The 25,651-nt window shown below is 70.5% G+C and carries 32 protein-coding genes; 20 read left to right on the forward strand and 12 right to left on the reverse strand.

Translation table 11 applies throughout. The features are described 5' to 3' along the window. Positions 1-152: 152 nt before the first annotated feature. The 10 genes from H0X00_RS06085 to H0X00_RS06130 all read left to right on the forward strand — a co-directional run bounded on the left by H0X00_RS06085 (position 153) and on the right by H0X00_RS06130 (position 8,636). The gene (locus H0X00_RS06085; RefSeq protein ID WP_293768066.1) at positions 153-1,616 is read left to right on the forward strand and encodes a recombinase family protein; all 1,464 of its coding nucleotides are present in this window, start codon (positions 153-155) and stop codon (positions 1,614-1,616) included. Beyond that, a complete protein-coding gene (locus H0X00_RS06090; protein ID WP_293768069.1) occupies positions 1,613-1,960 on the forward strand; it encodes a hypothetical protein in 348 nt (115 codons plus the stop codon). The genes H0X00_RS06085 and H0X00_RS06090 overlap by 4 nt, the downstream gene beginning before the upstream one ends. After that, entirely contained in the window at positions 1,957-2,328 is a 372-nt protein-coding gene (locus H0X00_RS06095; protein WP_293768071.1) for a hypothetical protein, read from the forward strand. Before H0X00_RS06090 ends, H0X00_RS06095 begins: the two co-directional genes overlap by 4 nt. 122 nt (positions 2,329-2,450) lie before the next feature. After that, complete coding sequence (locus H0X00_RS06100; protein WP_293768073.1) at positions 2,451-2,714, forward strand: hypothetical protein; 264 nt, start codon at positions 2,451-2,453, stop codon at positions 2,712-2,714. Further along, positions 2,704-3,003 (forward strand): hypothetical protein, encoded by a 300-nt coding sequence (locus H0X00_RS06105; protein WP_293768076.1) that lies wholly within the window; start codon positions 2,704-2,706, stop codon positions 3,001-3,003. The genes H0X00_RS06100 and H0X00_RS06105 overlap by 11 nt, the downstream gene beginning before the upstream one ends. Next, a complete protein-coding gene (locus H0X00_RS06110) occupies positions 3,003-3,398 on the forward strand; it encodes a hypothetical protein (RefSeq protein ID WP_293768078.1) in 396 nt (131 codons plus the stop codon). The genes H0X00_RS06105 and H0X00_RS06110 overlap by 1 nt, the downstream gene beginning before the upstream one ends. Continuing rightward, complete coding sequence (locus tag H0X00_RS06115; protein ID WP_293768080.1) at positions 3,395-5,980, forward strand: phage/plasmid primase, P4 family; 2,586 nt, start codon at positions 3,395-3,397, stop codon at positions 5,978-5,980. The genes H0X00_RS06110 and H0X00_RS06115 overlap by 4 nt, the downstream gene beginning before the upstream one ends. A gap of 395 nt (positions 5,981-6,375) precedes the next feature. Beyond that, on the forward strand, positions 6,376-6,681 hold the full coding sequence (locus tag H0X00_RS06120; protein WP_293768082.1) for a hypothetical protein: 306 nt from the start codon (positions 6,376-6,378) through the stop codon (positions 6,679-6,681). Between the two features lie 130 nt (positions 6,682-6,811). After that, positions 6,812-7,387, forward strand: coding sequence for an HK97 family phage prohead protease (locus H0X00_RS06125; protein WP_293768085.1), 576 nt, complete (start codon positions 6,812-6,814; stop codon positions 7,385-7,387). A 1-nt stretch (position 7,388) separates the two neighbouring features. After that, complete coding sequence (locus tag H0X00_RS06130; RefSeq protein WP_293768087.1) at positions 7,389-8,636, forward strand: phage major capsid protein; 1,248 nt, start codon at positions 7,389-7,391, stop codon at positions 8,634-8,636. A gap of 214 nt (positions 8,637-8,850) precedes the next feature. Here the strand turns inward: H0X00_RS06130 and H0X00_RS06135 are convergent, their stop codons facing one another. Then, the gene (locus tag H0X00_RS06135) at positions 8,851-9,057 is read right to left on the reverse strand and encodes a hypothetical protein (protein WP_293768089.1); all 207 of its coding nucleotides are present in this window, start codon (positions 9,055-9,057) and stop codon (positions 8,851-8,853) included. Positions 9,058-9,177: 120 nt separating this feature from the next. On the opposite strand from H0X00_RS06135, the gene H0X00_RS06140 reads away from it, so the two are divergent. Then, entirely contained in the window at positions 9,178-9,927 is a 750-nt protein-coding gene (locus tag H0X00_RS06140) for a DNA methyltransferase (RefSeq protein ID WP_293768092.1), read from the forward strand. Here the strand turns inward: H0X00_RS06140 and H0X00_RS06145 are convergent. Continuing rightward, positions 9,856-11,520 (reverse strand): AMP-binding protein, encoded by a 1,665-nt coding sequence (locus H0X00_RS06145; RefSeq protein WP_293768094.1) that lies wholly within the window; start codon positions 11,518-11,520, stop codon positions 9,856-9,858. The genes H0X00_RS06140 and H0X00_RS06145 overlap by 72 nt on opposite strands. A gap of 59 nt (positions 11,521-11,579) precedes the next feature. On the opposite strand from H0X00_RS06145, the gene H0X00_RS06150 reads away from it, so the two are divergent. After that, positions 11,580-12,362 (forward strand): enoyl-CoA hydratase-related protein, encoded by a 783-nt coding sequence (locus H0X00_RS06150; protein ID WP_293768096.1) that lies wholly within the window; start codon positions 11,580-11,582, stop codon positions 12,360-12,362. On the opposite strand, the gene H0X00_RS06155 is transcribed toward H0X00_RS06150, so the two are convergent. After that, positions 12,359-12,766: a nitroreductase family deazaflavin-dependent oxidoreductase gene (locus H0X00_RS06155; RefSeq protein ID WP_367186457.1), complete on the reverse strand. Its 408-nt coding sequence runs from the start codon at positions 12,764-12,766 to the stop codon at positions 12,359-12,361. The genes H0X00_RS06150 and H0X00_RS06155 overlap by 4 nt on opposite strands. Before the next feature lie 155 nt (positions 12,767-12,921). Between H0X00_RS06155 and H0X00_RS06160 the strand changes: the two genes are divergently transcribed. From H0X00_RS06160 to H0X00_RS06175, 4 genes are all read left to right on the forward strand, one after another. Beyond that, a complete protein-coding gene (locus H0X00_RS06160) occupies positions 12,922-13,362 on the forward strand; it encodes a GNAT family N-acetyltransferase (RefSeq protein WP_293768100.1) in 441 nt (146 codons plus the stop codon). Continuing rightward, on the forward strand, positions 13,346-13,489 hold the full coding sequence (locus H0X00_RS06165) for a hypothetical protein (protein WP_293768102.1): 144 nt from the start codon (positions 13,346-13,348) through the stop codon (positions 13,487-13,489). The genes H0X00_RS06160 and H0X00_RS06165 overlap by 17 nt, the downstream gene beginning before the upstream one ends. A gap of 177 nt (positions 13,490-13,666) precedes the next feature. Continuing rightward, complete coding sequence (locus H0X00_RS06170; protein ID WP_293768104.1) at positions 13,667-14,116, forward strand: hypothetical protein; 450 nt, start codon at positions 13,667-13,669, stop codon at positions 14,114-14,116. 19 nt (positions 14,117-14,135) lie between these two features. Next, positions 14,136-14,930 (forward strand): enoyl-CoA hydratase-related protein, encoded by a 795-nt coding sequence (locus H0X00_RS06175; protein WP_293768106.1) that lies wholly within the window; start codon positions 14,136-14,138, stop codon positions 14,928-14,930. 10 nt (positions 14,931-14,940) lie between these two features. Here the strand turns inward: H0X00_RS06175 and H0X00_RS06180 are convergent, their stop codons facing one another. From H0X00_RS06180 to H0X00_RS06195, 4 genes are all read right to left on the reverse strand, one after another. Then, positions 14,941-15,300 carry an MmcQ/YjbR family DNA-binding protein gene (locus tag H0X00_RS06180; RefSeq protein WP_293768108.1) on the reverse strand — a complete coding sequence of 120 codons (360 nt, stop codon included), beginning with the start codon at positions 15,298-15,300 and terminating at the stop codon, positions 14,941-14,943. Between the two features lie 41 nt (positions 15,301-15,341). Next, a complete protein-coding gene (locus H0X00_RS06185; RefSeq protein ID WP_293768110.1) occupies positions 15,342-15,698 on the reverse strand; it encodes a hypothetical protein in 357 nt (118 codons plus the stop codon). Next, entirely contained in the window at positions 15,698-16,924 is a 1,227-nt protein-coding gene (locus tag H0X00_RS06190) for an acetyl-CoA C-acetyltransferase (RefSeq protein WP_293768111.1), read from the reverse strand. Before H0X00_RS06190 ends, H0X00_RS06185 begins: the two co-directional genes overlap by 1 nt. Positions 16,925-16,997: 73 nt before the next feature. Beyond that, positions 16,998-18,146 (reverse strand): acyl-CoA dehydrogenase family protein, encoded by a 1,149-nt coding sequence (locus H0X00_RS06195; RefSeq protein WP_293768112.1) that lies wholly within the window; start codon positions 18,144-18,146, stop codon positions 16,998-17,000. Positions 18,147-18,230: 84 nt separating this feature from the next. On the opposite strand from H0X00_RS06195, the gene H0X00_RS06200 reads away from it, so the two are divergent. Together H0X00_RS06200 and H0X00_RS06205 are read left to right on the forward strand one after the other, a co-directional pair. Continuing rightward, entirely contained in the window at positions 18,231-19,061 is an 831-nt protein-coding gene (locus H0X00_RS06200) for an enoyl-CoA hydratase-related protein (protein WP_293768135.1), read from the forward strand. Positions 19,062-19,103: 42 nt separating this feature from the next. Continuing rightward, positions 19,104-19,847, forward strand: coding sequence for an SDR family oxidoreductase (locus tag H0X00_RS06205; protein WP_293768117.1), 744 nt, complete (start codon positions 19,104-19,106; stop codon positions 19,845-19,847). Between the two features lie 108 nt (positions 19,848-19,955). Here the strand turns inward: H0X00_RS06205 and H0X00_RS06210 are convergent, their stop codons facing one another. Then, on the reverse strand, positions 19,956-20,549 hold the full coding sequence (locus H0X00_RS06210; protein ID WP_293768119.1) for a TetR/AcrR family transcriptional regulator: 594 nt from the start codon (positions 20,547-20,549) through the stop codon (positions 19,956-19,958). Between the two features lie 64 nt (positions 20,550-20,613). Here H0X00_RS06210 and H0X00_RS06215 point away from each other — a divergent pair, with 64 nt between their 5' ends. After that, entirely contained in the window at positions 20,614-21,264 is a 651-nt protein-coding gene (locus tag H0X00_RS06215) for a phosphatase PAP2 family protein (RefSeq protein ID WP_293768121.1), read from the forward strand. Here H0X00_RS06215 and H0X00_RS06220 read toward each other — a convergent pair. Next, positions 21,236-22,345, reverse strand: coding sequence for a PASTA domain-containing protein (locus H0X00_RS06220; protein ID WP_293768124.1), 1,110 nt, complete (start codon positions 22,343-22,345; stop codon positions 21,236-21,238). The genes H0X00_RS06215 and H0X00_RS06220 overlap by 29 nt on opposite strands. A 205-nt stretch (positions 22,346-22,550) precedes the next feature. Here H0X00_RS06220 and H0X00_RS06225 point away from each other — a divergent pair, with 205 nt between their 5' ends. Further along, positions 22,551-23,234, forward strand: coding sequence for a CBS domain-containing protein (locus tag H0X00_RS06225; protein ID WP_293768126.1), 684 nt, complete (start codon positions 22,551-22,553; stop codon positions 23,232-23,234). Here H0X00_RS06225 and H0X00_RS06230 read toward each other — a convergent pair. The 3 genes from H0X00_RS06230 to H0X00_RS06240 all read right to left on the reverse strand — a co-directional run. Further along, entirely contained in the window at positions 23,231-24,316 is a 1,086-nt protein-coding gene (locus H0X00_RS06230) for a DUF4173 domain-containing protein (protein ID WP_293768129.1), read from the reverse strand. The two genes, H0X00_RS06225 and H0X00_RS06230, sit on opposite strands and share 4 nt — an antisense overlap. Positions 24,317-24,385: 69 nt before the next feature. Then, positions 24,386-25,372, reverse strand: coding sequence for a HAMP domain-containing sensor histidine kinase (locus H0X00_RS06235; RefSeq protein WP_293768131.1), 987 nt, complete (start codon positions 25,370-25,372; stop codon positions 24,386-24,388). Then, on the reverse strand, positions 25,369-25,651 hold a 283-nt coding region (locus H0X00_RS06240), incomplete at its 5' end, for a winged helix-turn-helix domain-containing protein (RefSeq protein WP_293768133.1). The genes H0X00_RS06240 and H0X00_RS06235, both read right to left, overlap by 4 nt.

The raw sequence follows: 25,651 nt of genomic DNA on the forward strand, positions 1-25,651 counted from the left end.
GGCGCGAGTCCCGCCCGATGACCCCGGCGATCTGGGCCGCCCTGATGGCCCGCGACATCGGCTGCGTCTTCCCCGGCTGCACGAGACCGGCGGCGTGGTGTCACGGGCAGGAGAACGTACGCTAACCCCCTACGGAGGCGTAGGGTGGGGCCATGAGCCCACGAGCAGCGAAGACCCAGGCCAAGCCCCTGCGCGCCGGGATCTACGACCGGGTCAGCTCCGATCGGCGCGGTGACGCCCGCTCGGTGGCCGAGCAGCAGGCCGGGAACCGGGCCGCCACCGACGCGAACGGCTGGGACGTGGCGCTCACCGCGGCCGACAACGACGTCTCGGCGAGCCGGTTCGCCAACGGCAAGGCCCGGCCCGGCTGGGAGTCGATCGTCGCCGCGATCGAGGCCGATCAGATCGACGTCCTGGTCCTGTGGGAGCCGAGCCGTGGGTCCCGCGAGCTGGTGGCCTGGGCGACGTTGATCGCGACGTGTCGCTCGCGCGGGGTGATGATCCACGTGACCTCGCACCACCGCACCTACGATCCGACCGTGCCCCGCGACTGGCGTTCCCTCGCCGAGGACGGCGTCGACTCCGGGTATGAGTCGGAGAAGGCTAGCGAGCGGATCAAGCGCTCGATGGCCGCCAACGCGATCGCCGGTCGCCCCCACGGCCGGGTGCCGTTCGGGTTCGAGCGGGTCTATGACCCGGCGACGAAGGCACTCATCGCCCAGCGCGCGCACCCGGACCAGGCCCCGGTCGTGCTCGAGATTTTCCGAAGAATCAACGCCGGGGAGCCGATCGTCGCGGTGACCCGCACGTTGAACGCCGCCGGGGCCGTGTCCACCACCGAGGGCACGCCGTGGGCGAGGGAGAACGTGCGCCGCATCGCCCTGAGCCCGCTCTACATCGCCAAGCGCCGGGCCGGTGGGGAACTACTCGACGGGAACTGGCCCGCGCTGGTGGACGAGGCCACGTTCTGGGCGGTGACCCGGCGGCTCAATGACCCGATCCGCAAGACCACCCGGCCGGGGCGGGCCCGCTGGCTGCTGTCCTACCTCGCCCGGTGCGGGGTGTGCGGAGCGACCCTGGCGGGCATCCCGGCCAAGCGAGGCCGGCCCGCTTCCTACCGGTGCGGCGGCGGCACGGTGCATGTCAGCATCGGCCAGCAGGTCCTCGATGACCACGTGGTCGTGAACTTGGTGGCCAAGTTGGCGGATCCCGGGTACTGCGCCGAGATCCTCGCCGCCGCGGACCCGGTCGGGCTCGGTGCACAGGGCGAGGTGGAGGCCCTGGAGGCCCAGCTGGAGGAGTTCCGGGACCTGGCCGGGCAGGGGGAGCTGACCGCGATCAGCCTGGCCCGTGTCGAGGCCGGACTACTGCCCCGCCTGGCCGCCGCCCAGGCCCGCGCCGCCGCCGCCGCGGTACCCGCGGCCCTGATCGGGCTGCTCGACCTGGAGGGCGGCGCCGCGGAGGTGCTGCTCCGGTTCCAGGAGATGCCACTACCGGCCCGCCGGGAGGCGATCCGCGCGGTGATGACGGTGAAGGTGAACCGGGCCGCCAACCGCGGGGACAACCGGGGCGTGGACACCAGCCGGATCGAGATCGGGAAAGCTCAGCGCCCGTGAGCGAGCACCACATCCAGATCATCTGCACCGGGTCCGGTACTCACCTGCCCCAGCAGCTCGGTGCGGTGGCCGTGGAGGAGGGTTACGCGCGGGTGAGCGACGGGCTCGGCGTGGCCGAGTTCCAACCCGACGGCGTCGGCGGCGGAACGACCCGGGAGATCAGCCGCGGGAGCATCGGCCGGGCCTGGTCGCTCGCCGATGGCCCTTACCCGGACGCGGGCCCGTCCTGGTGGATCGAGTGCGCCTGCGGGCACCGCCTGGTGGTCGAGGCGGAACGCTGGCAGGCCCGTTGGCGCCGTGCCGCCGACCTCGGGGTCACAGTGGTGGACGTGAGCAGCGAGTGAGCGAGCATCGCATCCGGGTGGTGTGTACCGACGGCGGGCAGCACAAGTTGCGGGTGCTGACCGCGGTGCTCGTGGACGGCGACGCCGTCTACATCAGCGGCGGCCTGTCCAGGAACGAGGACCGCCCCGGCGCGGTGGGGCGACAGATCCAGCCCCCAGCCCTGGCCCCTGTCCTCGTGGAGGGGCGCTGGACCTACCCGCCGGACCCCGCCGGCGACGCGGTGTGGGATGCCGGTGGCCGCTGGTTCCTGACCTGCCCGTCCTGCCGGCGCCGCCCGACCATCAGCAACCGGGGATGGAAGGACAAGTGGCGCCAGGTCGCCGCGACCGGGGCCACCGAAGTCGACGTCAGCAATATCGGCATCTGACGTCGGCTGCGAGTACACTCGGCATCGGCACACCAGCTCGGCTGACCGGCGGGCGGATTCACTGTCCGGTCAGGCGATGCCACCTCTGAGGGCGGCTCCCTTCGGTATCCCCGGAGCCCCTCATGGCTACCAAAGTTCCCCACCCCACCCGTGACGCCCATCTGCTGACCCTGCTCGGCCAGCTCGGGGCCACCACCCGGTACAAAGGCACGGACCACCCCGACGTCGCCGAGATCCGCCAGCAGCTCAAGGCCGCCAAGGCGCAGGAGTACCTGCGGTCCCTGATCGCCGACGCCCCACCCTTGACGCCCCGTCAGATCCAGGACCTGCGCGCCCTGCTCGCCCCGCGCAACGTGGGCTCGATCGGTGGCAGCGATGTTGCCTGACAAGGTGCGACCCCGATCGGCGGGCGGGCCGACCGGGGTCGAGGACGAGTTGCCTGCCGGCGCCATCGTCATGCCCACGATAACCCGCGCCTGGGCCATGGCCTCACCGCCTTGCACCGGACGCCGGTTCTGGATCGCCGTGGTAACCCGCTGCCCGCACTGCACCCGGCTGCACATCCACCGCTCCGGGCCGGCGCTGCTGTTCACCGACGCGGCCGAGCGCCGCTGCCCGGTCACCAGCTCCCGCTACGTGCTGGTGCCGGCCGTGCTCGACGAGGGCGGGTCCTGATGACCCAGAAATTGTCCTGGCCGCCGATCATCGAGCGTGCCGCGAACATCGTCCTGTCCTACGAGATCAGCGTGACCCTTCGTCAGCTGTTCTACCGACTCGTGTCGGAAGAACTGATCCCCAACTCGCAGACCACCTACAAGGCGCTGTCCGCGCGCACCGCCGCACTGCGGCGCCACAATGAGTTCCCGCCCCTCTACGACCGTGGCCGCAAGGTCCTGCAGGCACCGCACTGGGCGTCCGCGGATGCCGGAGTCGTGCAGTTCGTCGAGGACTACTTCCGGTTGGACCGCACCCTCGGCCAGGACAAGTCCACGTTCGAGGCAGTGCTGGCGGAAGAGGACGACCAGCGCGCGCAGATGCGTGTGCAGCTCACCGGCGGTGAGGTCCGATGACCGGACTCGACCGGGCCGCCGCGACCGCCTACCTCGAAGCCGTCTACGGCGACACCGTCGGCACCGTCCTGCTGTCCTTCGGTCGCAACGGGTGCTGGGACACCGGCAGATACAGGTACCGGCCGGGCGACTGGGTCGACCGCGTCGGTTTCACCTGGCCCAGCGAAGCCGACGCGCTGCTCGACACACTGGAGAAGGAGCTCGCCGCCGGCCGGGTGGACGTGTACGCGAGGCCGTACCTCACCCCGACCGGGCAACGCCGGACCAAAGGCAACGCCGTGTCCCGTCGGCTGATCCACGCCGACCGGGACGGCGCCGAGCCGTTGATCGTGCCCAAGAACTTGCCCGGGATCTTCGTCGTCGCCTCCGGCACTCCCGGGCACGAGCACGTCTACGTCCCGGTCGCCGGCGACCTCGACGCGGCCGAACACGAGGCCATGTGCCGGGCCCTGGCCGCAACGATCGGGGACTGCGATGCGAAGGTCTCCGACAACGACGTGCTTCGGTTGCCGGGCACCTTGAACTACAAGAGCGACCCGCCCCAGCTGGTGCGGTGGATCACAGAACCGGGCAGCGGGCCCGCGCTGACCCCCGAGTTGCTGGCGCAGGTGCTGCGGACCGCCCTGGACGCCCCTGCGCGCCCCGCCGCCCCCCTGGCCGCAGTCGCCCCGGCCGTCACCACCCTCGGCACCGCGGCGCTGCCTACGGGCGTCCTGCGGGCCCTCGGCGAGGTGACCGGCGACCGCTCCCGGGACACCATGCGCGTGGTCGGCGCCTGCCTGGACGCGGGTCTGACCCTGGGTCAGGCCAGGGCCGCTGTCGCGACCCGCGCCGACCTGGCCGCCGGACTCGCCGAACGCGGCGGTGACGACGTCGCCCGCTGCTGGGCCAAGGCCACCGAGAACCGCCGTGATCGCCCGGCGGCACCGATGCCCCAGGACGTGTCGGACTCCAGGCTGGCCGAAGCCGTCGCCGCCGACGTCCTCGCGGGCGAGTTCGTGTGGTGCCGCGGGCTCGGCTGGCTCGGCTGGGACGGCCGGCGCTGGGTCGAGTGCTCCGACGAAGCGGTCGGGGAACCGGTGCGCCGCTGGGCCGTCGCCCTGTTCGCCGAGATCGCCGCCAGCGGCGACCTCAGCGCCATCAAGACGTGGAACTGCATCCTGTCGTTGACCAAGCAGCGCGCGGCGCTCAACTTGGCCCGCGGCATCTGCGAACGCCAGGCCGGCGACTTCGACGCCGACCCCGACCTGCTCAACACCCCGGCCGGCATCGTGGACCTGCACACCGGCAAGGTCATCGCCCACGACCCCGCGATGATGCTCACGAAGATCACCAGCGGCAACTACCGCCCGGGTCTGACACACCCGGACTGGACGGCCGCGCTCGAGGCGTTGCCCGAGGACAAGCGGGTCTGGTTGCAGATCCGCATCGGGCAAGGCGCCACCGGTCACCGCACCCCCGACGGCATCATCGTGATCCTGCAGGGCTCGGGGGAGAACGGGAAGTCGCTGCTGTCCACCGACGGGGTCGCGCCCGCCCTGGGTGACTACGCGACCCTGTCCAGCGCCAAGCTGATCTGCGACACCAACGAGCACTCCGAGGAACGCGCATCGCTGCGCGGGAAGCGGCTCCTGGTCGCGGAGGAGATGACCGAGGGCAGGTCGCTGAACATCACCGCTATCAAGCAGATCAGCGACGTCGGGATCATCACCGCCCGCCACGTCTACGGCCGCAACATGACCTTCCGCGCCACCCACACGCTGATCTGCACCACGAACTACGTCCCCGTCATCGCCGAGACCGACCACGGGACCTGGCGACGCCTAGCCCTGCTCCGATTCCCCTACACCTTCCGCAAGCCCGAGGAGGCACTGGAGCGGGCCGCCGACCGCCGCGGTGACCCCGACCTCAAGCGGCGGATCGAGAACGACATCAGCGGCCAGCACGACGCGATCGTCACCTGGGTCGTGGACGGCGCGATCCGCTGGCACCGTGCCGGCCCGAATTCGCTCGCGGTGCCGGCCTCGGTCGCCGCCGACACTGCGGCCTGGCGGTGCGAGGCCGACCGGATCCTCGGGTTCTGGACCGAGCGGATCATCGCCGACACGGAGCACTGCATCTTGTCCGAGGACCTGCTGGCCGCGTTCAACGACTGGTTGAAGGAGAACGGCCACCAGCACTGGGCCAAGGAGACCTTCGCCCCGCGCTTCGAGCAGCACGGCGAGACCGCAAAGAACCGGGTGGAGCGGTGCCGGACCTCGACGATCCCGACGGTCTCCCGCTACATCCGCTCAGTGTTCGACACGGTGCCGCCGCTGCCCACGCAGGCCCGGATCTGGACCGGCGTCAGGTTCCGAGAAGCCTCTGACCTGCAGCTTGCCGGGCTTGCCGACCCCTCCCAACCTTTTTCAAATGGCGCCTTCATGGGAAAGTTGTCCGAGGGTCGGCAAGGTCGGCAAGCGGACCCAGATCCGGCACCGGAATCGTGCCGGATCTGCGCCGCGCCGCTGCTGCTCCAGCGACCCGGCCGGGACACCTGTGCCCGCTGCGACCAACGCCAAGACGTCGGCGCCGAGCGGTGACGGCGAATGACCGGCCCCGTCGAACACGGACTTGTCCGTGACGGCCGCGCCGACCGCACATCTGGCGAACGGTCAGCTTCGTCCCGCGCCGATGACGGGCCGTGCCACGTCAGGTGGCCCATCTGGGCCACCTGCTCGATCGCGCTGGACATCATCGGGGCGCCCGTTCGAAGGACCGGTCCCCCCCGGTTCCCCGGACAAAAAAGTGTCGCCTGGCGGGCTGACCCGGCGTCTCGCTCCGAACTCTCGGTGGCCCACCCGAGTTCAGAGCGATGGTGCCCCTGACCCGCCAAGTGACACTTTTCCCTCCCCGAAATATCACGTCCGGACGACGTCCGGACGTGAGCTGGGCGTACGCGCCGAACGTTGCCCCAACGTTGGAAAGGAGCACCACGATGAATGCCGAACGTGTCCCATCAACCATCACCAAGGAGGCCCCGATGAACGTCTCACCGCCGGAGTGGATCGCCGGATTGCCCGAGCTGCACGACAACCTGGTCCGCGACCGCCGCGACGCTCTGGTCCTCGCCGCGGACGCCACGCTCGACCTCGACGAGCTCGGGGCTGAGACGTGGGCGGCGATCGCTGCCCGCAGCGACGGGGACCTGCTGCGCATCGAGGCGCAGTTGGTTCTCGTGGACCGCCACGCGGCCCGGTTGTTGGAGGCGCATGGTCACGACGAAGGCGTATCCTCAGAGTGACGGCCTGCCAGTGGTCGCCTACCGCGGCCGCACCCCGGCGTAAGGCGGAGGGGCATCTTCCCGGCAGGAGCCGCTCGGACGCCCGCGTGATGCGGGTCGCCGCCCCGGTAATCGACCCCCGGCGGAAGCCATGAGCAACATCCTTCGGCGTGCGTGCGCGCCCACCGACCTTGAGATCCGCGGCGATGGCAGGACCATCGTCGGGCTCGCCGTCCCCTTCGACACCCCGACTTTGATCAGCGGTCCCGGCGGGTCGTACACCGAGGTGTTCCGCCGCGGTGCGTTCGCCCGCACCCTCACCGAGCGCGGGGCATCGAGGGTCAAGGTGTTCGCCTGCCACGACTCCCGGGCTTTGCCTCTGGGTCGCGCGGACGTGCTGCGTGAGGACGCCGCCGGCCTGTACTGCGAGCTCAAGGTGTCCCAGACGGCGGCCGGGAATGAAGCCCTCGAGTTGGTCCGTGATGGTGCGTTGGACTCGCTGTCTGTGGGCTTCGCACCGGTGCGGGAATCGCGTGGCGAGGCGACTGGGCTGGTCGAGCGGACCGAGGTCAAGCTCTACGAGATCAGCCTGGTCGCTTTTCCCTCTTACGAGGCTGCGCGGATCCTCGCTGTGCGCTCCGACCTGACCCCCGGCGGCGCGAACCCGCTACTGAACCGTGCCCGCCACGCCCAGCGCCTGGCGGACCTCATCCGTTTGGAGATCTGACATGCACACCACCAGCACCGCCGGCGCGGCCGGCACCGACACCAGCGAGCCGATGGTCGGTTGGCTGCAGCGTTCCGTGGACTCGGCCCGGGAGATCATCACCCGCGCCGAAACTGAGGACCGTGAGCTGACTGAGGCTGAGGCCACCGAGCACGCCGAGTTGCTCACCCGGGCCGAGAGCTTGCACGATCAGGTGCGGCGGTCCCGGGACCTGCGCGCCGGCCTTGAGCGCTTCCCCGGGCTGCTGTCCGGCGCGGGTACCTCCGGTACGCAGACGCGTGGCGAGTACGACTCCGACGCCCGACTCGGTGCCGCGCCGGCGCTGTTCCTGACTCGGGATCAGATGAGTGTGTTGCACGAGGGTTTCATGACGCGTGCGGTCACCTCGGCCACGGCCCCGCAGGTCGCGGTGAGCGACTACCTGACGATGCCCGCCGGGACGTTCCCGATCTTGCGCGACGCGTTCCGTGTCCTGGATTTGATCCCGGTCGAGGCCACCGCCGCGGCCTCGGTCACGTACTACAGGGGCAACGCCGCGGCGTCCAACGCCAAGGTCGTCGGGGAAGGCGGGCAGAAGCCGCTCTCGGACCCCAGCTACACCGCCGTGACTGAGGGCGTACGGAAGGTCGCGCACTACATCGACGTCAGCGAGGAGGCCATCACCGACCTGTCCAGCTTCCGGGACATGGTGGAGTCCGAGGCCCTGATGGGCTTGCTCAACGAGGAAAATTCTCAGCTCGTCTCCGGCAACGGTGCGGCGGTGGCCGGTACCGGCGGGGTGGCGATGACCGGGCTGCTCAACACTTCCGGGATCCTGACCTACGCCCCGGTCGCGGCCGAGGCGCGCATCGTCAGCGTCGCGAAGGCGCAGACGCTGCTGCAGGCCGGGTCCAGCTTCACCAACCCGGACACGGTGCTCATCAACCCGTCAGATTTCGAGAAGGTGCGGTTGTACACCTCGACGGCGAATGAGTTCGCCGCCGGCTTCGCGCTCGGCGGGGACGCACAGTCCATGACCGTGTGGGGGATGCGCGCTTACGTCACGAACCGGATCACCGCCGGGACCGCGTTGGTCGGCAACCTCGCCCAGGCCGCCCGGGTGTACGTGCGCATGGCCCCGACCGTGAAGGTGGACCCGTTCTCCCGCTCGACGGAGAACATCATCCGACTGGTCGTCGAGGAGAGATTGGCGTTGACGGTCCCGCGGCCCTCGGCGTTGCTCAAGGTCACGTTCAACGGGACGACCTGAGTCAGCGGCGTCAACGTCACCCGGGCTCGTTTCGCACTCATGGCGAGCCCGGGGGCCAAGGAGTGGAGCCCCGGGACCTCGGGGCAGAGAAGCTCCTGCGCCGCGCCCCTGCCCGCCGGTTGTTCGCTCACCGGCGGGCAGGGTGGCGAGGTGGTCGGACCGGTTGCGCAGGGGGTCGTCGTCCTCCTCGGAAATAGCTTCGTCCGAATTCGGACTAACCTTTCCGCGCCAGGGCACCCGCGACCACCTGGGCGGCGAGGTCGGCGGCGTGGTCGAGGACGGTGGACGCGTAGGCGATCCGTCCCTGGGCCAGACCTAGGTCTCGGGCCATATCGCGTTGGCTCTGATTTGAAACAAATCGGGCCTTCGCGGCGATCATCGCCTGCTGCCCCTTGCTCAGATGCCGCCTGGCGATGTTCACGGCCAGGGCGTAACCGTCCGGGTCGAGAGGTGGCGACCGTGACGGCGCCAGACCTATTGGGCCGGTGTCCACCACCTGCCGGTCCCCGAGCGCGTCAAGTACATCGCCGATCTCCTCGCTGTGGCTGAGCGCAGCGTGCAGGAGTGGACGAAGGACGCACGCAAGGCCGAGAAGGACGCCGCGCAGGCACGGGCATGGGACCTGTGGCTGGACTGCCACGACCAGGACGAGATCGCTGCCGAACTCGACATAGGCGAAGCGACCATCAGCCGCTGGTTCCAAGAACGCAGGTCTGCGGAAATGGAACCGCCCGACCCGCACATGGCCTTCGACTACTGGTCCTACGGCAAGTACGACGGGGACTCGACGTACTTCGGCAAGATGCACCCCGGCGTCGTGGAGAACCTGCTCTGGCTGTTCACCGAACCGGGCCAGGTCGTGTTCGACCCGTTCGTCGGCGCTGGGACGACCATCGCCGTCGCCAAGCGCATGGGCCGACGCGTGTGGGCGTCCGACCGGGCCTCGTCAGCCCCCTTTAGCGGAGCTTGTGCCACCACATCCGGCACTGGATCGACGGCGGCGAAACGGAGTTGGAGAACGGCGCTTTGCTCTGCCATTTCCACCACGACGTCGTTCATCACAAGGGCTGGACCATCCAACTGGGCCCGGATGGGCACCCCGAACTCATCCCGCCCCCGTGGATCGACCCGCTCCAACAGCCCCAACGCAACACCCACTGGAAACTGCTCCGCGACGGCCTCCGTACCAGCGAACCCGACCGCGGACCCTGACCCTCTGTCAGCTGTAGAACTCCGCGAACCTCTCGCGCAGCTTGTACTTGAGGATCTTGCCGCCGACGGTGTCCGGTAGCGCGTCGGTGAAGGCGACGCCCTTCGGGCTCTCGAAGCCGGCGAGGCGTTCGCGGCAGTGCGCGATCAGTTCGTCCTCAGTGGCTGCCGCATCCGGCTTCAGCACGACGATCGCGGTGACCGCCTCGCCCCAGCGGTCGTGCGGTAGCCCGACGACCGCGACCCGAGCTACGGAGGGGTGGGCGTAGAGCACGGCCTCGACCCGGATGCTGGAGACGTTCTCGCCGCCGGACTTCACGATGTCCTTGAAGCGGTCGACCATGATGCGCAGGTCGTCCTCGTCGACCATGCAGCTGTCGCCGGAGTGGAACCAGCCGTCACGGAAGGCCTCGTCCGAGGCTTCCTGGTTGAGGTAGTAGCCGGCCGCGACGGTGGGGCTGCGGTACACCGCCTCGCCCGGGGTCCCCGGCTTGCCGCGCACCGAGACGCCGTCCTCGTCGACAACATCGGAGGCGAGGATCGGGCTCGGGATGCCGACGTAGTTCAGCGCCGGTGCGGTGCGCTCGTAGACCGCAGGCCATTTGGCCGGCCAGAACCGGTGGCAGGCGTTCGCCTCGGTCTGACCGAAGATGCCGGTCAGGGCGAAACCCTCGCCGGCGTGCCGTTCGAGTGAGGCGAGGGTCGCCGGCGGCACCGCCCCCCAGCCGTAGACGAGAACCTTGAGTGACGACACGTCAGGATTGGTCGCGTCGAGGTGGTTGGTCAGCGCGGTCACCAGTTGCGGCGACCCACCCCACAGCGCGGTCACCCGATGGGTCTCGAGGCACGAGGCCATTTGTGCCGGGTCGACCCCGCGGCCGATGACCAGCGTCCCGCCGGAGAGGAACACCGAGTAGGTGAAGGGAGTGTCGCCGACGTGGTAGATGATCGGCAGGAACGTCGCGAGCACGACGTCGCACTCGAGCCGGACCCCGCGGGTCAGCGAGAGCGCGAACCCCATCGCCGCGTAGTGGCTGGAGTGGTGGGAGAGCATCACGCCCTTGGGCATCGCGGTGGTGCCCGAGGTGAACAGCAACTGCCAGATGTCGTCGCCGTGGATCTCCACGGTCGGCTCGGTGGTGGCCGCGCCGGCGATGAACTCGGAGAACGAGACGCTGCCCGGGACGACCTCCCCGCCGATCGCGATCGTCGCCAGTACCGGTAGCCCCGTGCTCGCGACGACCGACGCGAGGTGGCCGAAGCACTCGGCGTCGACGATCGCGCCCTTGGGCTCGGCCATCCCGATCAGGTGCTCGGCCACGTCGGGGGCCAGGTTCGGGTTCAGTGGCATCGCCACCATCCCGGCCTTCGCGATCCCCAGCTTGGCCAGGTAGGCCTCGATCGAGTTCTCGCACACCAGCATGACGCGGTCGCCGGGGGCGAACCCGCGCGCGGCCAGCGTGTTCGCGACCTGGTTGGCGGCCTCATCGGCCTGCCGGTAGGTCAGCGAGGCGAACCGATGGTCGGCGAAGGCGCCGGGCCAGCCGATGATCGCGACCTTGTCCGGCTGCGCCCAGGTCATCCGTTCCAGGACGTCCCCGACCGAGGCCCGCTCGTACCGGTTGACCGCGCGTCGGCCGCGCAGGTTGGTGACGTCGATCCGCTGTTCCGCCATGCCGAGACCTCACCAGCTAAGTTCCCGTGCACACAAGAGGTGCACCGACGGAGGATCACATGGACGGCAGCTCGTCAGAGTCGGCGGTGGTCACCTACCGGGTCACGAACGCGGTGGCCTGGCTGACGATCAACCGGCCGGCGGCCCGCAACGCCCTGAACAAGGCGGTCCGGGACGGCCTGTGGGAGGGCGTGCGCCGCTTCAACGACGACGCCGAGGCCAAGGTGCTGGTGCTGACCGGGACGGGGGACAAGGCCTTCTGCGCCGGCGGTGACCTCAAGGAGATGGCGGACAGCGCGCTCACCGTCCCGCCGCTGAAGTTCCTGCCGCAGTTCGGCCGCAACATCGAGATCGCCAAGCCGACCATCGCGGCGGTGAACGGGGTCGCGTTCGCCGGCGGCTTCCTGCTGGCGCAGAACTGCGACCTGGTGGTGGCGGCGGACACCGCGAAGTTCGCGGTCAGCGAGGTCAAGGTCGGACGGGGCTCGCCCTGGGCGGCGCCCCTGTCCTGGCTGGTGCCGCCGCGGGTGGCGATGGAGATCCTGCTGACCGGGGACCCCTTGAGTGCGCAACGCGCCTACGAGGTCGGGCTGGTCAACAAGGTCGTGCCGGCCGCGGACCTGGTCACCGAGACCCAGGCCCTCGCGGAGCGGATCGCGGCCAACGCCCCGCTGTCGGTGCTGGCGGGCAAGGCCACGGTGCGGCTGTGCGCGGAGCACTCGATGGCGGAGGCGTTCACCGAGGCGGATCGGATCTGGGAACCGGTCTACCTGTCCAACGACGCCCAGGAAGGGCCCGCTGCCTTCCGCGACAAGCGGGCCCCGGCCTGGACCGGAACCTAGGCCGCCGACTCCAGCACGATTACCGGGATCTCCCGGTCGGTCTTCGCCTCGTACTCGGCGAACTGCGGCATGTCGACCTTCTGCTTCGCCCAGATCCGGGCTCGCTCCGATCCGCTGGCCACACGGGCGACCAGGACCTCGGTCCGGTCACCGAACTCCACCTCGACCTTGGGGTTGGCCGCGATGTTGTGCACCCACGCCGGGTTCTTCGGGGCGCCGCCCATGGAGCCGAAGATCGCGTAGCCGTCCTCGAGCTGCTGGTAGGCCAGCGGGTTGAGCCGCGGCTCGCCCGACTTCGCGCCGACGTTGTGCAGGATCAGCAGCGCAATGCCGGTGAAGACGCCGCTCACCACACCCGCGTTGGCCCGGAACTCCTCGATGACCGACCGGTTCCATTCATTGATGTCTTCCATCGCGGGCCTCCTCAGAGTTGACGTGTCACCTTCACCCAACCGGGACGGGTCCCGAACCATTCCCGCTGAAGTAGGCGCCATCGTGGCGGGCGACGCCGCGCTGGTGTAGATCTCCGGCAGGCTCCGATCCGTGTCACAGTGCGCCGGTGCTGCGCCCCGCGACGACCGGCGACACCGAGGCCGTGATCACCCTCGCGGTCTACGTCGACGCGGCGTTCGCCGACGTGCCCGGCCACGTGGACCGGCCGATGGAGGTCTGGCAGCAGATGTTCACCGCGGAGAACTTCCGTGGGTGGATCGCTCACCGGGACGGGCGCCCGGTGGGCTGGGTGATCGGCCGCGTCCAGGACGACGGCACCGGCTGGGTCTACCAGCTCGCGGTCGCCGTTGCGGAGCGGGGCAGCGGACTGGGCCGGGCGCTTGTGCTGCATTCCTTCGCCGACCTGTCCGCGGCCGGCGCCACCGACCTCGGCCTCACCGTTCAGGCCGCCAACGACCGGGCGATCGGGTTGTACCGCTCCGTCGGTCTTCAGGTACAGAAGGAGTGGATGGTCTACTCAGCGCCCACGAGTGGACGCACGACCTGACTCCCTCCTACCGCCGATCCCGGCAGGCCAGCTCGTGTTCCTCCCGGTGGCCGCCGTCGTCTCCGAACGGGTCGGCTGGGAGACCGCCTCGCTGGTGATCGCCGCCGCTGCTCGATCGCCCGGTTGATCGCCGCCTGCCTGTGCGTGGTCGCCGCCGCGGTCTCCTGGACGATCAAACCGCAGCTCCGCGGCCGCCGCGCAGCGGACGTCACAGAGAATTGGCTCCATGCGTTGGAGATCGCGCCGATCAGGTGCCGAACAGAACGACCAGGCGAAGGGCGAGCCGAGGGTCGACAGATTCTCGATGGCGATCCGCCAGCGGCGGATCTGGTCCGCCCAGGAACGGGTCCGCGCCCTGCCGGGCTTCGCTGGTCTCGAGCACCGCTGGTGTGACATCTGGGGCTCCGAAGACCTGGACCGCCGGCTTGCAGACCTCGGCGGCACGGTGAGCACTCAGCACTGGCCGGGCGCCGAACCCCTGGTCGAGGCGCTGCGGGCGGCGGCCGCGCAGGTCCCGGCCGGTACCGGGTTCGCGCTGCTGAGCGACGAGCCCGAGGCCCTGTGGGTGGAGGCCTCGCTCAGCGATCTGCTGCAGGCGACCGCCACCGTTCTGGGCGTACTGCAGCAAGGGATCGTGATCCTCTCGGAGGACGAGCGCATGCTGTTGCTCGAGGTGACGCGTGACCCCGAGGGTCGCGTCTCGCATCAGATCGCGCTGCGCGGCGAGTGGCCCGCGGGCGCGTTGCGGGGATGAGTCGACCTACGATGCCGCGGTGACTGCTGACGGATCCCCTGTCCTGTTCCAGCGCGACGGCGCGGTCGCCACGCTCACCCTGAACCGGCCCCAGGTCCTCAACGCCATCTCCCTGGAGCTGGGCGAGGCGCTGCTGGGCCATCTGCGTGCGGTCGCCAAGGACCCGGAGATCCGCGCGGTTGTGCTGACCGGCACGGGTCGCGGCTTCTCTGCGGGCGCGGACTTCAGCGGCGACATCCCGGCGACGCCCGAAGGCCATGACGACCTGCGGGCCCGGCTCGACGACCTGTTCAACCCGGCCATCACCGAGATGCGGGCGATGCCCAAGCCGATCATCGGCGCCATCAACGGGGTCACGGCCGGCATCGGCATGAGCTTCGCGCTGGCCTGCGACCTCGTCCTCGCGGCCGAGTCCGCGTCCTTCTTGTTCGCGTTCTCCGGAATCGCGCTCAGCCCGGACGGCGGGCTGATCGCGCACTGCGCCGCCCGGATCGGCCTGACCCGCACCGCCCAGCTCGCGTTGGTCGGCGACCGGGTGCCGGCGAAGCAGGCGCTGGACTGGGGGCTGGTCAACGCCGTCCACCCGGACGCCGAGCTCGCGGCCGAGGCCCAGGCCCTGGCCGCCAAGCTCGGCGGTGGGCCGACGGTCGCGCACGCCGGGGCCAAGGAACAGCTGACCTGGGTGGTCTCCGATCTGGCGACGCGCCTGGAGGGCGAGGCCGGCGTGCAGCAACGCAACGCCGAGACCCACGACTACCCCGAGGGTGTCGCCGCGTTCCAGGAGAAGCGTCCGGCCCAGTTCCTCGGCCGCTGAGGGCGTTGGCTCAGCGTGCGTCGGCCAGTTCTTCGGGCGCGCGCATCTGCCAGGCGTCGGTGATCAGTTCCTTGAGCCGCCGCTTGGTCACCTTCTCCAGGCGCAGCATCACCAGCGGCCAACCGTCGTAGCTGGGTGGGGCGAAGAACCGCTCCGGCTCCCCGAGCAGCAGCGCCTGCTTCTCCGCCTCGTCCCCGACGTAGAGCACCGCGATGTCGTCCCGGATCACCCGCCGCTTGCCCGGCACGCTCTCCGGGTACGACCAGACGAACCCGCGGTTGGCGACCCGGAAGTCGAACCCCTCGCTCGGGATCTCGTCGACGTGCGGCAACGCCAATGCGATCGCCCGCACGTCCTCCGCATCCGCCACACCGGGAGATTAGCCAGGCCCGCCGACAGTGGCGACCCGGGTTAGTCGCTCTCGCGGAGGGCGACGACGCCGAGGACGGCGAAGGCGAAGGCGCCGCCGACCAGCAGGGCGGAGCCGGCCGCGGTCAACTTGCCGCGCTTGGCGTCCATGACCGCGGCGGCGCAGTCGAGGGCGTCGATCACGACGCCCATGCGCAGGGCGTTGCGGCGCACCGAGCGGTTAGGGGAGAGCACGGCGAGGCCGAGGGCGGCGTCGCGGCTGCCGAAGAGGCGGGCGGTGTAGGCCGAGGAGTCGCCCTTGATGCCGAACACCTTGGCCGACAGCTCCGGGTTGGCGTAGGTGAGCACGCCTGCGCCGACCCGGGTCACGGCCATGGTCAGGGGAATGGGAAGCGACATCAGCTGAGCCTCTCGAGAATCATCGCCATGCCCTGACCGCCACCGACGCACATCGTCTCCAGCCCGAACTGCTTGTCCCGGGACTGCAGGCCGTTGATGAGCGTCGCGGTGATCCGGGCGCCGGTCATGCCGAACGGGTGCCCGATGGCGATGGCGCCGCCGTGCACGTTGAGCTGGTCGCCGAACGGGTCGATGCCGAGTTCGCGCGCGGACGGGATGACCTGCGCGGCGAAGGCCTCGTTGATCTCGACCAGGTCCATGTCGCTGATGCTCATGCCGGCGCGGGCGAGGGCCTGCTTGGAGGCCTCGATCGGGCCGAGGCCCATGATCTCCGGGGACAGGCCGGTCACGCCGGTGGCGACGATCCGCGCGAGCGGCGTGATGCCGAGCTCGCGGGCCTTGGTGTCCGACATGACGACCACCGCGGCCGCGCCGTCGTTCAGTGGACAGCAGTTGGCGGCGGTGATCCGGCCGTCGGGACGGAACACCGGCTTGAGGCCGGCCACGCCCTCGAGCGTGACGCCGGCGCGCGGGCCGTCGTCGGTGGACACCACGGTCCCGTCGGGCAGCGTCACCGGCGCAATCTCGCGGGCGAAGAAGCCGTTGGCGATCGCCTTCTCGGCGTTGTTCTGCGACCGCACCCCGAAGGTGTCCATGTCCTCCCGGGAGACGTTCGAGAACAGCGCGACGTTCTCGGCGGTCTGACCCATCGCCAGGTACAGGTCCGGGACGCCGCCGGCCCCGCGCGGGTCGGCCCACTCGGTGATGCCGGCCTCGGTGAGGCCCTCACTGCGCTGTGCCGCCTCGTTGAAGAGCGGATTCATCGTGTCCGGCAGCGAGTCGGAGTTGCCGGCCACGAAGCGCGACACCGTCTCGACGCCGGCCGAGATGAACACGTCGCCCTCGCCCGCCTTGATGGCGTGCATCGCCATCCGGGTGGTCTGCAGCGAGGAGGAGCAGTAGCGGGTGATGGTGGTGCCGGGCAGGCGGTCCGCCCCGAGCAGCACCGCGACGACGCGGCCCATGTTGTAGCCCTGCTCGCCGCCGGGCAGGCCGCAGCCGAGCATCAGGTCGTCGACCTGGTCGAGCGACAACGCAGGCACCTTGGCCATCGCCGCCTGGATCATTTGCACGGTGAGGTCGTCGGGACGGACCTCCTTGAGCGAGCCCTTGAACGCGCGCCCGATCGGGCTTCGCGCGGTGGCGACGATGACGGCCTCTGGCATGCCAACTCCGATGTGAAGCGCTCTTCTGGGATGGGGACCGGCCCCCAGCCTAAGAGACCCGCGGGGGCCAAGATCAGCGGGCGTCCTTGCCCTTACGCCGGGCGATGACCATCTTCATGATCTGCGCGGTGCCGTCGCCGATCTGCAGGCCGAGCAGGTCGCGCAGTCGCTGCTCGAACGGGAACTCGTCGGAGTAGCCGCCGTGGCCGTGGGTGAGCAGGCAGGCCATCACCGCGTCGTAGGAAACCTTGGGTGCCCACCACTTGCACATGGCGGCCTCGGTCGTGTGCGGCAGGCCGTTGTCCTTCAGCCACAGCGTCTTGTGGCAGAGCGTCCGGGCGGCCTCGTAGTAGGTCTCGGCCTCGGCGAGGGGGAAGGTGACGCCCTGCCGCTCGGACAGCGGCGCCCCGAAGGTCTCGCGCTGGTTGGCGTAGGCCCAGGTCTCATCCAGCGACACCCGCGCGACCGCGAGGCTCTGCAGCCCGATCAGCGCCCGGCTGTAGTCGAAGCCGGTCATCACCCCGGCGAACGCGCGGTTCTCCTCGCCGAGCAGATGATCGGCCGGAACCAGGGTGTCGTCGAAGTGCATGGTGCCGCGCCCGGCGCTGCGGCTGCCGTGGTCGTTGAACGCGCTGCGGGTGATCGTCGGGTCGTCGGTCAGCGGCACGAGGAACGCCGAAACCCCGTGCGCCCGCGAATCCGGCGCCCCGGTGCGGGCGAACAGCACGGTGAAGTCGGCCTGGGTGGCCATGCTGATCGAGGTCTTCTCCCCGCTGAGCACCCAACCGTCGCCCGAGCGCCGGGCCCGTAGCTGCAGGTTCGCGGCGTCCGAGCCGGCGCCGGGTTCGGTGAGGGCGATGTTCGGGATCAGCTCGCCGGCGGTCATCCGGTGCAGGTAGGGCTCGACCACCTCGGGAGCGCCGTAGCGGTGCAGAATCTGCCCGACCAGGGAGACGGTCACCGGGTGGTAGCCGAGGTTGTAGTCGGCAGCGCTGATCGCCTCCAGGACCAGCCCGGCCGTGAGCGCATCCAGCCCGAGCCCGCCGGCCGCCTCGGGCAGTTCGACGCCGAAGAAGCCGAGCTTGCCCATCTCCAGCAGCGTCGCCCGGTCGAAGCGCTCCTCGGCCTGGCGCTGCTGGTAGAACGGCGCGATCCGCTCGGCCGCGTAGGTCCGGGCGGCCTGCACCAGGTGCTCCTGCTCTGGCGTGATCGAGAAGTCCATGCTCGCCTCTCAGTCGGAGTCGCGGTACGGTCGCAACCAAACGTTAGTTAGGTACGACCGTACTGAGGAAGGGTGACCGGCGCCATGGCGGAAGCAACATCAGGCGAGGCCTTCAGCGACACCAGCGGCTACACCGACGTCCTGTACGAGACGGACAACGGCGCCGCCATCATCACGATCAACCGGCCGCACCGCTACAACGCCTTCCGGGGCCGCACGGTCGATGAGCTCGTGCACGCCTTCCGCCGAGCCTGGGCCGACCCCGAGGTCCGCTGCGTGATCTGGACCGGCGCGGGGGACAAGGCCTTCTGTTCCGGCGGCGACGTCAAACAGCGCGCGGAGACCGGCGACTACGGCCCGACCCGCGACGGCATCCTCGACACCGACTACCTGCACGCGCTGATCCGGGACATCCCGAAGCCGGTGATCGCGGCCGTGAACGGGGTGGCGATCGGCGGTGGGCACGTCTTCCACGTGCTCTGCGACATCTCGATCGCGGCGGAGCACGCGAAGTTCGGCCAGGCCGGTCCCCGGGTGGGTTCCTTCGATGCCGGCTACGGCACGAACATGCTCTCGCGCCTGGTGGGCACCAAGCGGGCCAAGGAGATCTGGTTCTTCTGCCGGCAGTACACGGCGCAGGAGGCCAAGGAGATGGGGTTGGTCAATGCCGTCGTCCCGGGTGAGGAACTGATGGCGACCGCGAAGGCGTGGGCGGCGGAACTCAACCTGATGAGCCCGACCGCGCTGCGCTTCCTCAAGGCCTCCTTCAACGCCGAGACCGCACACCAGTCCGGGTTCGAGAAGATGGCGGGCGCCGGCCTCGACCTGTTCGTGAACAGCGAGGAGGGGGCGGAGGGCGCCCGCGCGTTCGCGGAGAAGCGGCCGCCGGAGTTCACCAAGTACGTCGGGCGCTGAGCGGTGTTGGATGGGGCGGAACCTCGACGAAGCGGAGTGAGCATGGCGTGGCAACTGGCCGGCGAGACGGCGATCGTGACCGGTGGCGCGGGCGGCATCGGCAGCCGCATCGTCGCGGAGCTGGCCGGGTTGGGCGCGCGGGTCGCGATCCTGGACAAGGACGAGGTCGGCGCGCAGAAGGTCGCCGCCGAGCACGGCGCGATCGCGATCGGCATGGACCTCACCGACCCTGCTTCGGTCGCGGCCGCCTACCGCGCCGCCGTCGAGGCGATCGGCCCGATCGACCTGCTGGTCAACAACGCGGGCTGGGACAAGGTCGGCCCGTTCGTCGACTCCGACCCGGCGATCTGGGACGTGCTGATCGCGATCAACCTGCGCGGCCCCATCCAGCTCACCCAGCTCGCGGTGCCCTCGATGATCGAACGCGGCAACGGCCGCCTGATCTACACCTCCTCCGACGCCGGCCGCGTCGGCTCGAAGGGCGAGGCGGTCTACGCCGCGTGCAAGGGCGGCATCATCGCCTTCGCCAAGACGATGGCCCGCGAGGTCGCCCGCAAGGGCATCACCGCGAACGCCGTGTGCCCCGGTCCGACCGAGACCCCGCTGCTGAATGAGGCGCTCGGGGAGAATCCTGGCCTGGTCACCGCGCTGGGCAAGGCGGTGCCGATGGGCCGGATCGGGACGCCGGAGGACGTCGCCCCGGTGGTGGCGTTCCTGGCCACCAAGGAGGCCGGCTTCATCACCGGTCAGGCCATCAGCGTCAGCGGCGGCCTGACGATGTCCTGAGGAACCATTTGGCGTGACACGCCTTATGGTTCGGCGTTGAGCGAGACCACCCCCGGGCGGTTGCATCGATCGCCCGGGGCAGACGCCCCGAACGGCTCAGCGCGGGACTCAGCGGGCGGTGATGGACCGGTAGATCAGGTCGGTGATCTGGTCGGCCGTCTCGTGCAGGGGGAACGGGCTCTCGCCGCGCAGGAAGCCCCAGGTGCGGTACTCGATCGCCCCGAACACCATGTCCCGCACCAGTCGCGGATCCACATCGGAGCGGAAGTCGCCGGCCGCGATGCCTTCCGTGATCACCTGCTGGACGATGCTGGTGAATCGGCGGTTGAGCTCCTGGGCGCGGCTGCCGCGGTAGCCCGCCGCCGGTCGCAGCTCCAGGCAGAGGTAGCGGGTGAGCGCTGGTTCCTTGCGGACGACCTCGAGGTCGTGCGCGATGACGTAGCGCAGGCGGGCGTAGCTGCCATGCACGTGCTCGAGCTCCGGCTCCAGGGACAGGATGTCCTCGAACCAGTCCTCGGCGACGCGGTTGAGCAGGTGCCGCTTGGTCGGGAAGTACCGGTAGACCAGCCCCTCGGAGATCCCGCAGCGGCGGGCCACCTCGGAGGGCAGGAAGTGCTCGTAGCCGACCTCGCGCAGCAGTTCCCGCGCCACAGCCATGATCGAGGCCGTGCGGGCCTCGGGCGCCTGACGCGCGGTGGTCATGGCGGGAGGCTAGCGCCCAGGCGCCGCCGCAGGTCAACCGGCGACGGGGACCTACCGTGTGTCGATGCGGACAGCGCACCGGGTGGCGGCCTGCACCGCCCTGGCGTTCGGGGTGATCGCCCTGCTGGTGGCCACGACGTGGTCGCCGCTGATGGACCTGGATTCCGACGTCGTGCGCCGGGGCACCAACCTCGCCCGCAACCACGACACCTACCGCCACGTGATGAAGGCCGCGACCTGGTGGCTGAACTCCCCGCTCGTCATGGCCTATGGCGGCCTGATCGCCATGGGCCTCGCGCTCGCGCGCCGTTCGGCCGCCGCGATCTGGCTGGCTCTGGTCGTCGGCATCGGGAGCCTGGTCAACCCCGTGCTCAAGCAACTGTTCCAGCGTGACCGGCCAAACGTGCTCGACCCGGTGGCCGTCTTCCACAACCCGAGCTTCCCGTCCGGGCACGCCAACAGCGCCGCGCTGATCTGCGCGGCGGGGGTAATCGTGTTCTGGCCGCACCTGGGCGGCGTGGGCCGGGTCGCGACAACGGTGCTCGTCGTCGCGGTGCCGGTGCTCGTCTGCTGGACCCGGATCACCCTGGGCGCGCACTATCTGTCCGACGTCGTCGGAGGGACTCTGCTGGGCGTCACCTTGGCCGCGGCCTGCCAGCCCGCCCTGCCCGCGCTCGAACGAAGGCTCAGCGCGCGGGCTGCACGACCACGGTGACGGTGCCGAGCTCGACCTTCTTGCCGCCCACCGTGATGGTCAGGGTGACGGTCGAGGTGCCCGGCTTCGCCGCGACCCAGGAGTGGCCCTTGTTCGGGTCCTGCGCCCAGGTGCTCGCGGTCAGGGCGGCGCCGTCGAAGGTGGCGGCCAGGGTCGCCTCGTACTTTCCCGAGGCGAAGGCCCAGATCGCGTCGCCGACGTGCAGCGTCACGGTGGCGCCGTCGCGGATCTGCTGGTCCGTCAGGGTCGGGGTGTCGTACTGACCCTTGGCGTCGTGCGAGTTCATCTCGACGGTGAGTTCGTCGGCCGGTCCCTCGCCGGCGCCGGAGGCGGTCACCGTGACCAGATCGCCGGGGTGGGCCATCGTGCCCGGAGCCGGGTCGGCGGCGAGCACGAAGCCGGCCGGCATACCGCGATGCAGTTCGGTGCGCACCTCGGTGCGGAATCCGGCCGCCTCCAGGTCGGCGAGGTAGGACTGCTGCGAGCGCTCCTGGTCCTCGTTCTGGAACGCGCTGAAGCCGGGGACGCCGCGCTGGCCGGGCAGGATCCGGATCGCGTCCAGGATCGCGTCGACCGCCTCCCTGTCGGTCGAGGACGCGGCCTGGAAGTGCACCTGCTCCGAGGGGAGGTACGCCCGGCCGGAACAGATCGAGACCTTGCTGAACTCGTCGTCCTGGCACGTCGTGGCCTGGCGCTGCACCTCGACGCCGTCGACGGTCAGCGTCCGGTCGACGACGAAGTCCGACCCCCGCTCGCCGGTGAGCAGCTCGACGCTCTCCACACCCGCCGGTCGCGGCGCCAGGCAGGAGTCCACCGCGTAGACGTCGATCATCACGGTGTCGGCCGTCGGGGTGCCGCAGTGGGCCTTGTTGGTGGCCCAGACCCCGGGTACCGCGACCGCGGCGTGGCCGATGCCGACGAAGCGGTACCCGGCCGGCGGCCGGACGTCCGCGGAGGCTGACGGGACGGACGCTGACGGGACGGCCGCCGGCATCGTGGCGGTGTCGTCGCTACAGCCACTGACTGCCAGCGCGGCCAGCGCCGCAAGAGCCGTGGCGGCGAGCGCGAGCTTCCGAGACATGGTTCCCCCGTGGTGGACGTCAGAGTGAGGACGCGCGAGGCCCCGGGAACGTTCACCCAGCCGGCTCCGGGAAAGGCCTTCGGGCCAACTGAAGGGGTCTTTGGTCCCTGGATCCGGCCGGATCCTGTGAGCACCCTGGATGGATGGGGACATGTCCCCGAGCGGAGGGGACGCCGTGAGCCAGGGTGCAGCAACAGGGAAAGACGTGGGCCTGCCGAGGCCCAGTTCGGTGGCCGATGTGATGACCCGTGAGGTCGTCTCGATCGGACCGCAGGCCAGCTACACCGAGATTGTGCACGCGATGCTCGCGCACGACATCAGCTGCCTGCCGGTGGTTGCCGCCGACGGCGTGCTGCTCGGCATGGTCACCGAAGCGGACTTGAGCGCCAAGGAGGCCTTCCGGGCCAACGCGGGCGGCCGGGCCCGGCTCTTCGCCGACCGGTTGCGAGGCCGGGACACTACCTGGGCGGCCAAGTCCCAGGGGCGGGTCGCCGCCGACCTGATGAGCACGGACGTCGAGACCGCCACCCCCGACGACGACCTCGACACCGTCGCCCGGCTGATGTTGGCGCGCCGGCACAAGCGGCTGCCGGTGCTCGACGAGGGCCGGGTCGTCGGCATCGTCGCCTCCCACGACCTGCTGCGGCCGTTCGAGCGCGGGGACACCGAGCTCACCGTCGACGTCGAGATCGTGCTGTCCCTGCCGGGGATGCCGTCCGACCTCGATGCGTCGTTCCAGGTGGACCACGGCGTGGTTCGGATCTGGGGCTCGGCCCGGGTGCCCAGCGAGATCACACCGGTGATCAGTGCGATCGCGCGCATCCCCGGCGTCGTTGCGGTGGACTCCCAGCTGTTCGCGCGCGACCCGAACCCGACCGGTCGGCTCTAGCGGAACAGTTGGAAGCGGTCACAGACGCCGACCGTTTCGCGGTCCAGCAACGAACGGGCCCGGTTGCGAGCGACGTTGGTGTCGAACCACGGTCCGAGGACGCAGCCAGCCCGTGGTCGATGTCCACGAGAGCACAGTCGCGGACATCGGCGGGCAATCGGAGCAGGGCGGGCACCGCGTCCGCCGACAACGTCGCCAGGTAAATACAGGTCGATCCGCCCGGTCCGCTCGAACCGGTCGACGTTGCGTTCGGCGATGTAGGCGTCGGGGTTGATCGCGGTGAGTCCGAGCAGCGCAACGGCAGCAGCGGCGACCACGGCCCGGGGGAGCCAGGTGCCGGACATCCGCAGCCCAGCGACCAGGAGGAGAACCAGCACGGCGCCGAGGAACAACTCGACCGTGGTCGCGGCCACCCGCAACCGGGTGAAGCCGAACTCCTTCTCGTACAGCGACATCCGGTGCAGCGCCGAGGCCACGACGACCAGGGCCAGTCCGCACAGCGGTCCGAGCAGCGCCCGGATCAGGGCGCGCTCGGTGGCGGTCGCCCGGCGCGCGGTGCGGACCGCGGTCGCGACCACCGCGAGGGTCAGCACCGTCACCGCCGTCAACTGCCAGAAGCCCTGCCGGGCGTACTCGGCGAAGGTCAGGCCCTCGGTGCGCAGCTCGTGCTCGCGCCCTCCGAACAGCACCGTCAGTTGGACGAGGACGAAGGCGGCGAAGAGGACGTCGAGCGGGACGAGGGGGACGGCCCAGGCCCAGGGCCGGGCCGTCCGCACCGGCGCCGCCGGGGCGAGGACGTCGGTGGTCGGCGGCCCCCGCGCCAGGAACCCGACGGTGAGGACGCCGGCCCCCGTGACCAGGAAGGCCGAGCCGACGTTCTCCATCCGCAGGATCAGCGCCGCGAGAATGCCGACGACGAGAGCGGCGGGCAGGACCACCGGGCTCGCGGTGCTCTCGGTGTCGGGCTCCCAGAGCTTGGCCGTCCACGGCGGACGCGTCGGCCGGGGCGGCCCCCAGGTCAGGGGAGCCGCCCAGTGGTCGGCGGGGGGAAGCCAGGGGCCGGAGGTCGGCGGGGTCGTCATGGCGGGCTCCAAGGCAGCGCAGGTCGACGGGACCGCGAAGGCGGTTCCGCAAGGTGATCTGATGGGGCGTCAGGCAGCGGGCAGGGTGACCCGGATGCAGCAGCCGGGTGGCTCGCCGACCACGGCGATCCCGCCGCCGTGCAGTTCGACGGCCCAGCGCGCAATGGCCAGGCCGAGCCCGGTGCCGCCGTCGTCGGCCCCGCCCCGGGTGAACCGTTCGAAGACCCGGGCCCGCTGGTCCGCCGGGATGCCGGGGCCGCTGTCGGCGACCTCCAGCAGGAGCCCGGACGCCCCCTGTCTGTCGGTCCCGAGCGGCCGGGCCCGGACCAGGATCTCCGCGCCGTCCGGGCTGTGCCGGGCGGCGTTGTCGAGCAGGTTCGCCACCACCTGGTGCAGGCGGGCCGGGTCGGCGTCGGCGGTGAGGCCCGCGGGCGCGACGTCGACCCGGACCTGGGGCAGGCCGGCCTGGGTGCGCACCTCGTCGAGGAACGGCTCGACCGCGAACTCCTCGCGGGCGAGGGGGAGCGCGCCTGCGTCGAGTCGAGAGAGGTCGAGCAGTTCCGCCACGAGGCGGCCGAGGCGTTCGGTCTGGTGCAGGGCGGTGCGCATCGTCTCGGGGTCAGCCGGCGTGATGCCGTCGACCACGTTCTCCAGGACCGCCCGCAGGGCCGCGATCGGGGTGCGCAGTTCGTGCGAGACGTTGCCGATGAGTTCGCGCTGGTAGCGGTCGGCGGCCTCGAGGTCGGCGGCCATCTGGTTGAAGGCGACGGCGAGTTCGCCGACCTCGTCGCGGGAGGTGGCGCGCACCCGCAGGTGGTAGTCGCCCCGGGCCATCGCCCGCGCGGCGGTGGTCATCTCCCGCAGCGGGGAGGTCATGCCGTGCGCGACGACCTGGATGACGACGAGAGTGACGGCGAGCGCGGTGACGACGGCGTAGCGGGCGGCCCAGTCGGTGCCGAGCCGGAGCACGACGGTGGTGATCGAGAACGACAGGCCGATCAGCAGGACGACCTTGGCCTTGAACGACCGCAGCGGGTCCAGCGGGCGGAGCCTCATCGGGGCACCTCGAGGGCGTACCCGATGCCGTGCACGGTGCGGATCAGGTCGCTGCCGAGCTTGCGGCGCAGCGCCTTGACGTGGCTGTCGACGGTGCGGCTGCCGGCTTGCTCAAAAGCGCTGTCGGCCCAGCCCCACACCTCGGTCAGGAGGGCGTCGCGGCTGACGGCCACCCGTGGCCGCGCGGCCAGGTAGGCCAGCAGCTCGAACTCGGTCCGGGTCAGGTGGATCTCGTCCTCCCCGCGTCGGACGCGGCGCTCGGCGAGGTCGACCCAAACC

The sequence above is a fragment of the Sporichthya sp. genome (assembly GCF_013815995.1).
In the GTDB taxonomy this organism is placed as follows: domain Bacteria; phylum Actinomycetota; class Actinomycetes; order Sporichthyales; family Sporichthyaceae; genus Sporichthya.

Bases quoted from the DNA above. Each gene is read 5' to 3' on its own strand.
- H0X00_RS06170 (WP_293768104.1), top strand. From the start codon at position 13,667: ATGGCGATCCGCCAGCGGCGGATCTGGTCCGCCCAGGAACGGGTCCGC.
- H0X00_RS06105 (WP_293768076.1), top strand. From the start codon at position 2,704: ATGTTGCCTGACAAGGTGCGACCCCGATCGGCGGGCGGGCCGACCGGG.
- H0X00_RS06150 (WP_293768096.1), top strand. From the start codon at position 11,580: ATGGACGGCAGCTCGTCAGAGTCGGCGGTGGTCACCTACCGGGTCACG.
- H0X00_RS06115 (WP_293768080.1), top strand. From the start codon at position 3,395: ATGACCGGACTCGACCGGGCCGCCGCGACCGCCTACCTCGAAGCCGTC.
- H0X00_RS06195 (WP_293768112.1), bottom strand. From the start codon at position 18,146: ATGGACTTCTCGATCACGCCAGAGCAGGAGCACCTGGTGCAGGCCGCC.
- H0X00_RS06220 (WP_293768124.1), bottom strand. From the start codon at position 22,345: ATGTCTCGGAAGCTCGCGCTCGCCGCCACGGCTCTTGCGGCGCTGGCC.
- H0X00_RS06205 (WP_293768117.1), top strand. From the start codon at position 19,104: ATGGCGTGGCAACTGGCCGGCGAGACGGCGATCGTGACCGGTGGCGCG.
- H0X00_RS06110 (WP_293768078.1), top strand. From the start codon at position 3,003: ATGACCCAGAAATTGTCCTGGCCGCCGATCATCGAGCGTGCCGCGAAC.
- H0X00_RS06200 (WP_293768135.1), top strand. From the start codon at position 18,231: ATGGCGGAAGCAACATCAGGCGAGGCCTTCAGCGACACCAGCGGCTAC.
- H0X00_RS06215 (WP_293768121.1), top strand. From the start codon at position 20,614: ATGCGGACAGCGCACCGGGTGGCGGCCTGCACCGCCCTGGCGTTCGGG.
- H0X00_RS06230 (WP_293768129.1), bottom strand. From the start codon at position 24,316: ATGACGACCCCGCCGACCTCCGGCCCCTGGCTTCCCCCCGCCGACCAC.
- H0X00_RS06185 (WP_293768110.1), bottom strand. From the start codon at position 15,698: ATGTCGCTTCCCATTCCCCTGACCATGGCCGTGACCCGGGTCGGCGCA.
- H0X00_RS06235 (WP_293768131.1), bottom strand. From the start codon at position 25,372: ATGAGGCTCCGCCCGCTGGACCCGCTGCGGTCGTTCAAGGCCAAGGTC.
- H0X00_RS06130 (WP_293768087.1), top strand. From the start codon at position 7,389: ATGCACACCACCAGCACCGCCGGCGCGGCCGGCACCGACACCAGCGAG.
- H0X00_RS06190 (WP_293768111.1), bottom strand. From the start codon at position 16,924: ATGCCAGAGGCCGTCATCGTCGCCACCGCGCGAAGCCCGATCGGGCGC.
- H0X00_RS06120 (WP_293768082.1), top strand. From the start codon at position 6,376: ATGAATGCCGAACGTGTCCCATCAACCATCACCAAGGAGGCCCCGATG.
- H0X00_RS06100 (WP_293768073.1), top strand. From the start codon at position 2,451: ATGGCTACCAAAGTTCCCCACCCCACCCGTGACGCCCATCTGCTGACC.
- H0X00_RS06145 (WP_293768094.1), bottom strand. From the start codon at position 11,520: ATGGCGGAACAGCGGATCGACGTCACCAACCTGCGCGGCCGACGCGCG.
- H0X00_RS06210 (WP_293768119.1), bottom strand. From the start codon at position 20,549: ATGACCACCGCGCGTCAGGCGCCCGAGGCCCGCACGGCCTCGATCATG.
- H0X00_RS06125 (WP_293768085.1), top strand. From the start codon at position 6,812: ATGAGCAACATCCTTCGGCGTGCGTGCGCGCCCACCGACCTTGAGATC.
- H0X00_RS06085 (WP_293768066.1), top strand. From the start codon at position 153: ATGAGCCCACGAGCAGCGAAGACCCAGGCCAAGCCCCTGCGCGCCGGG.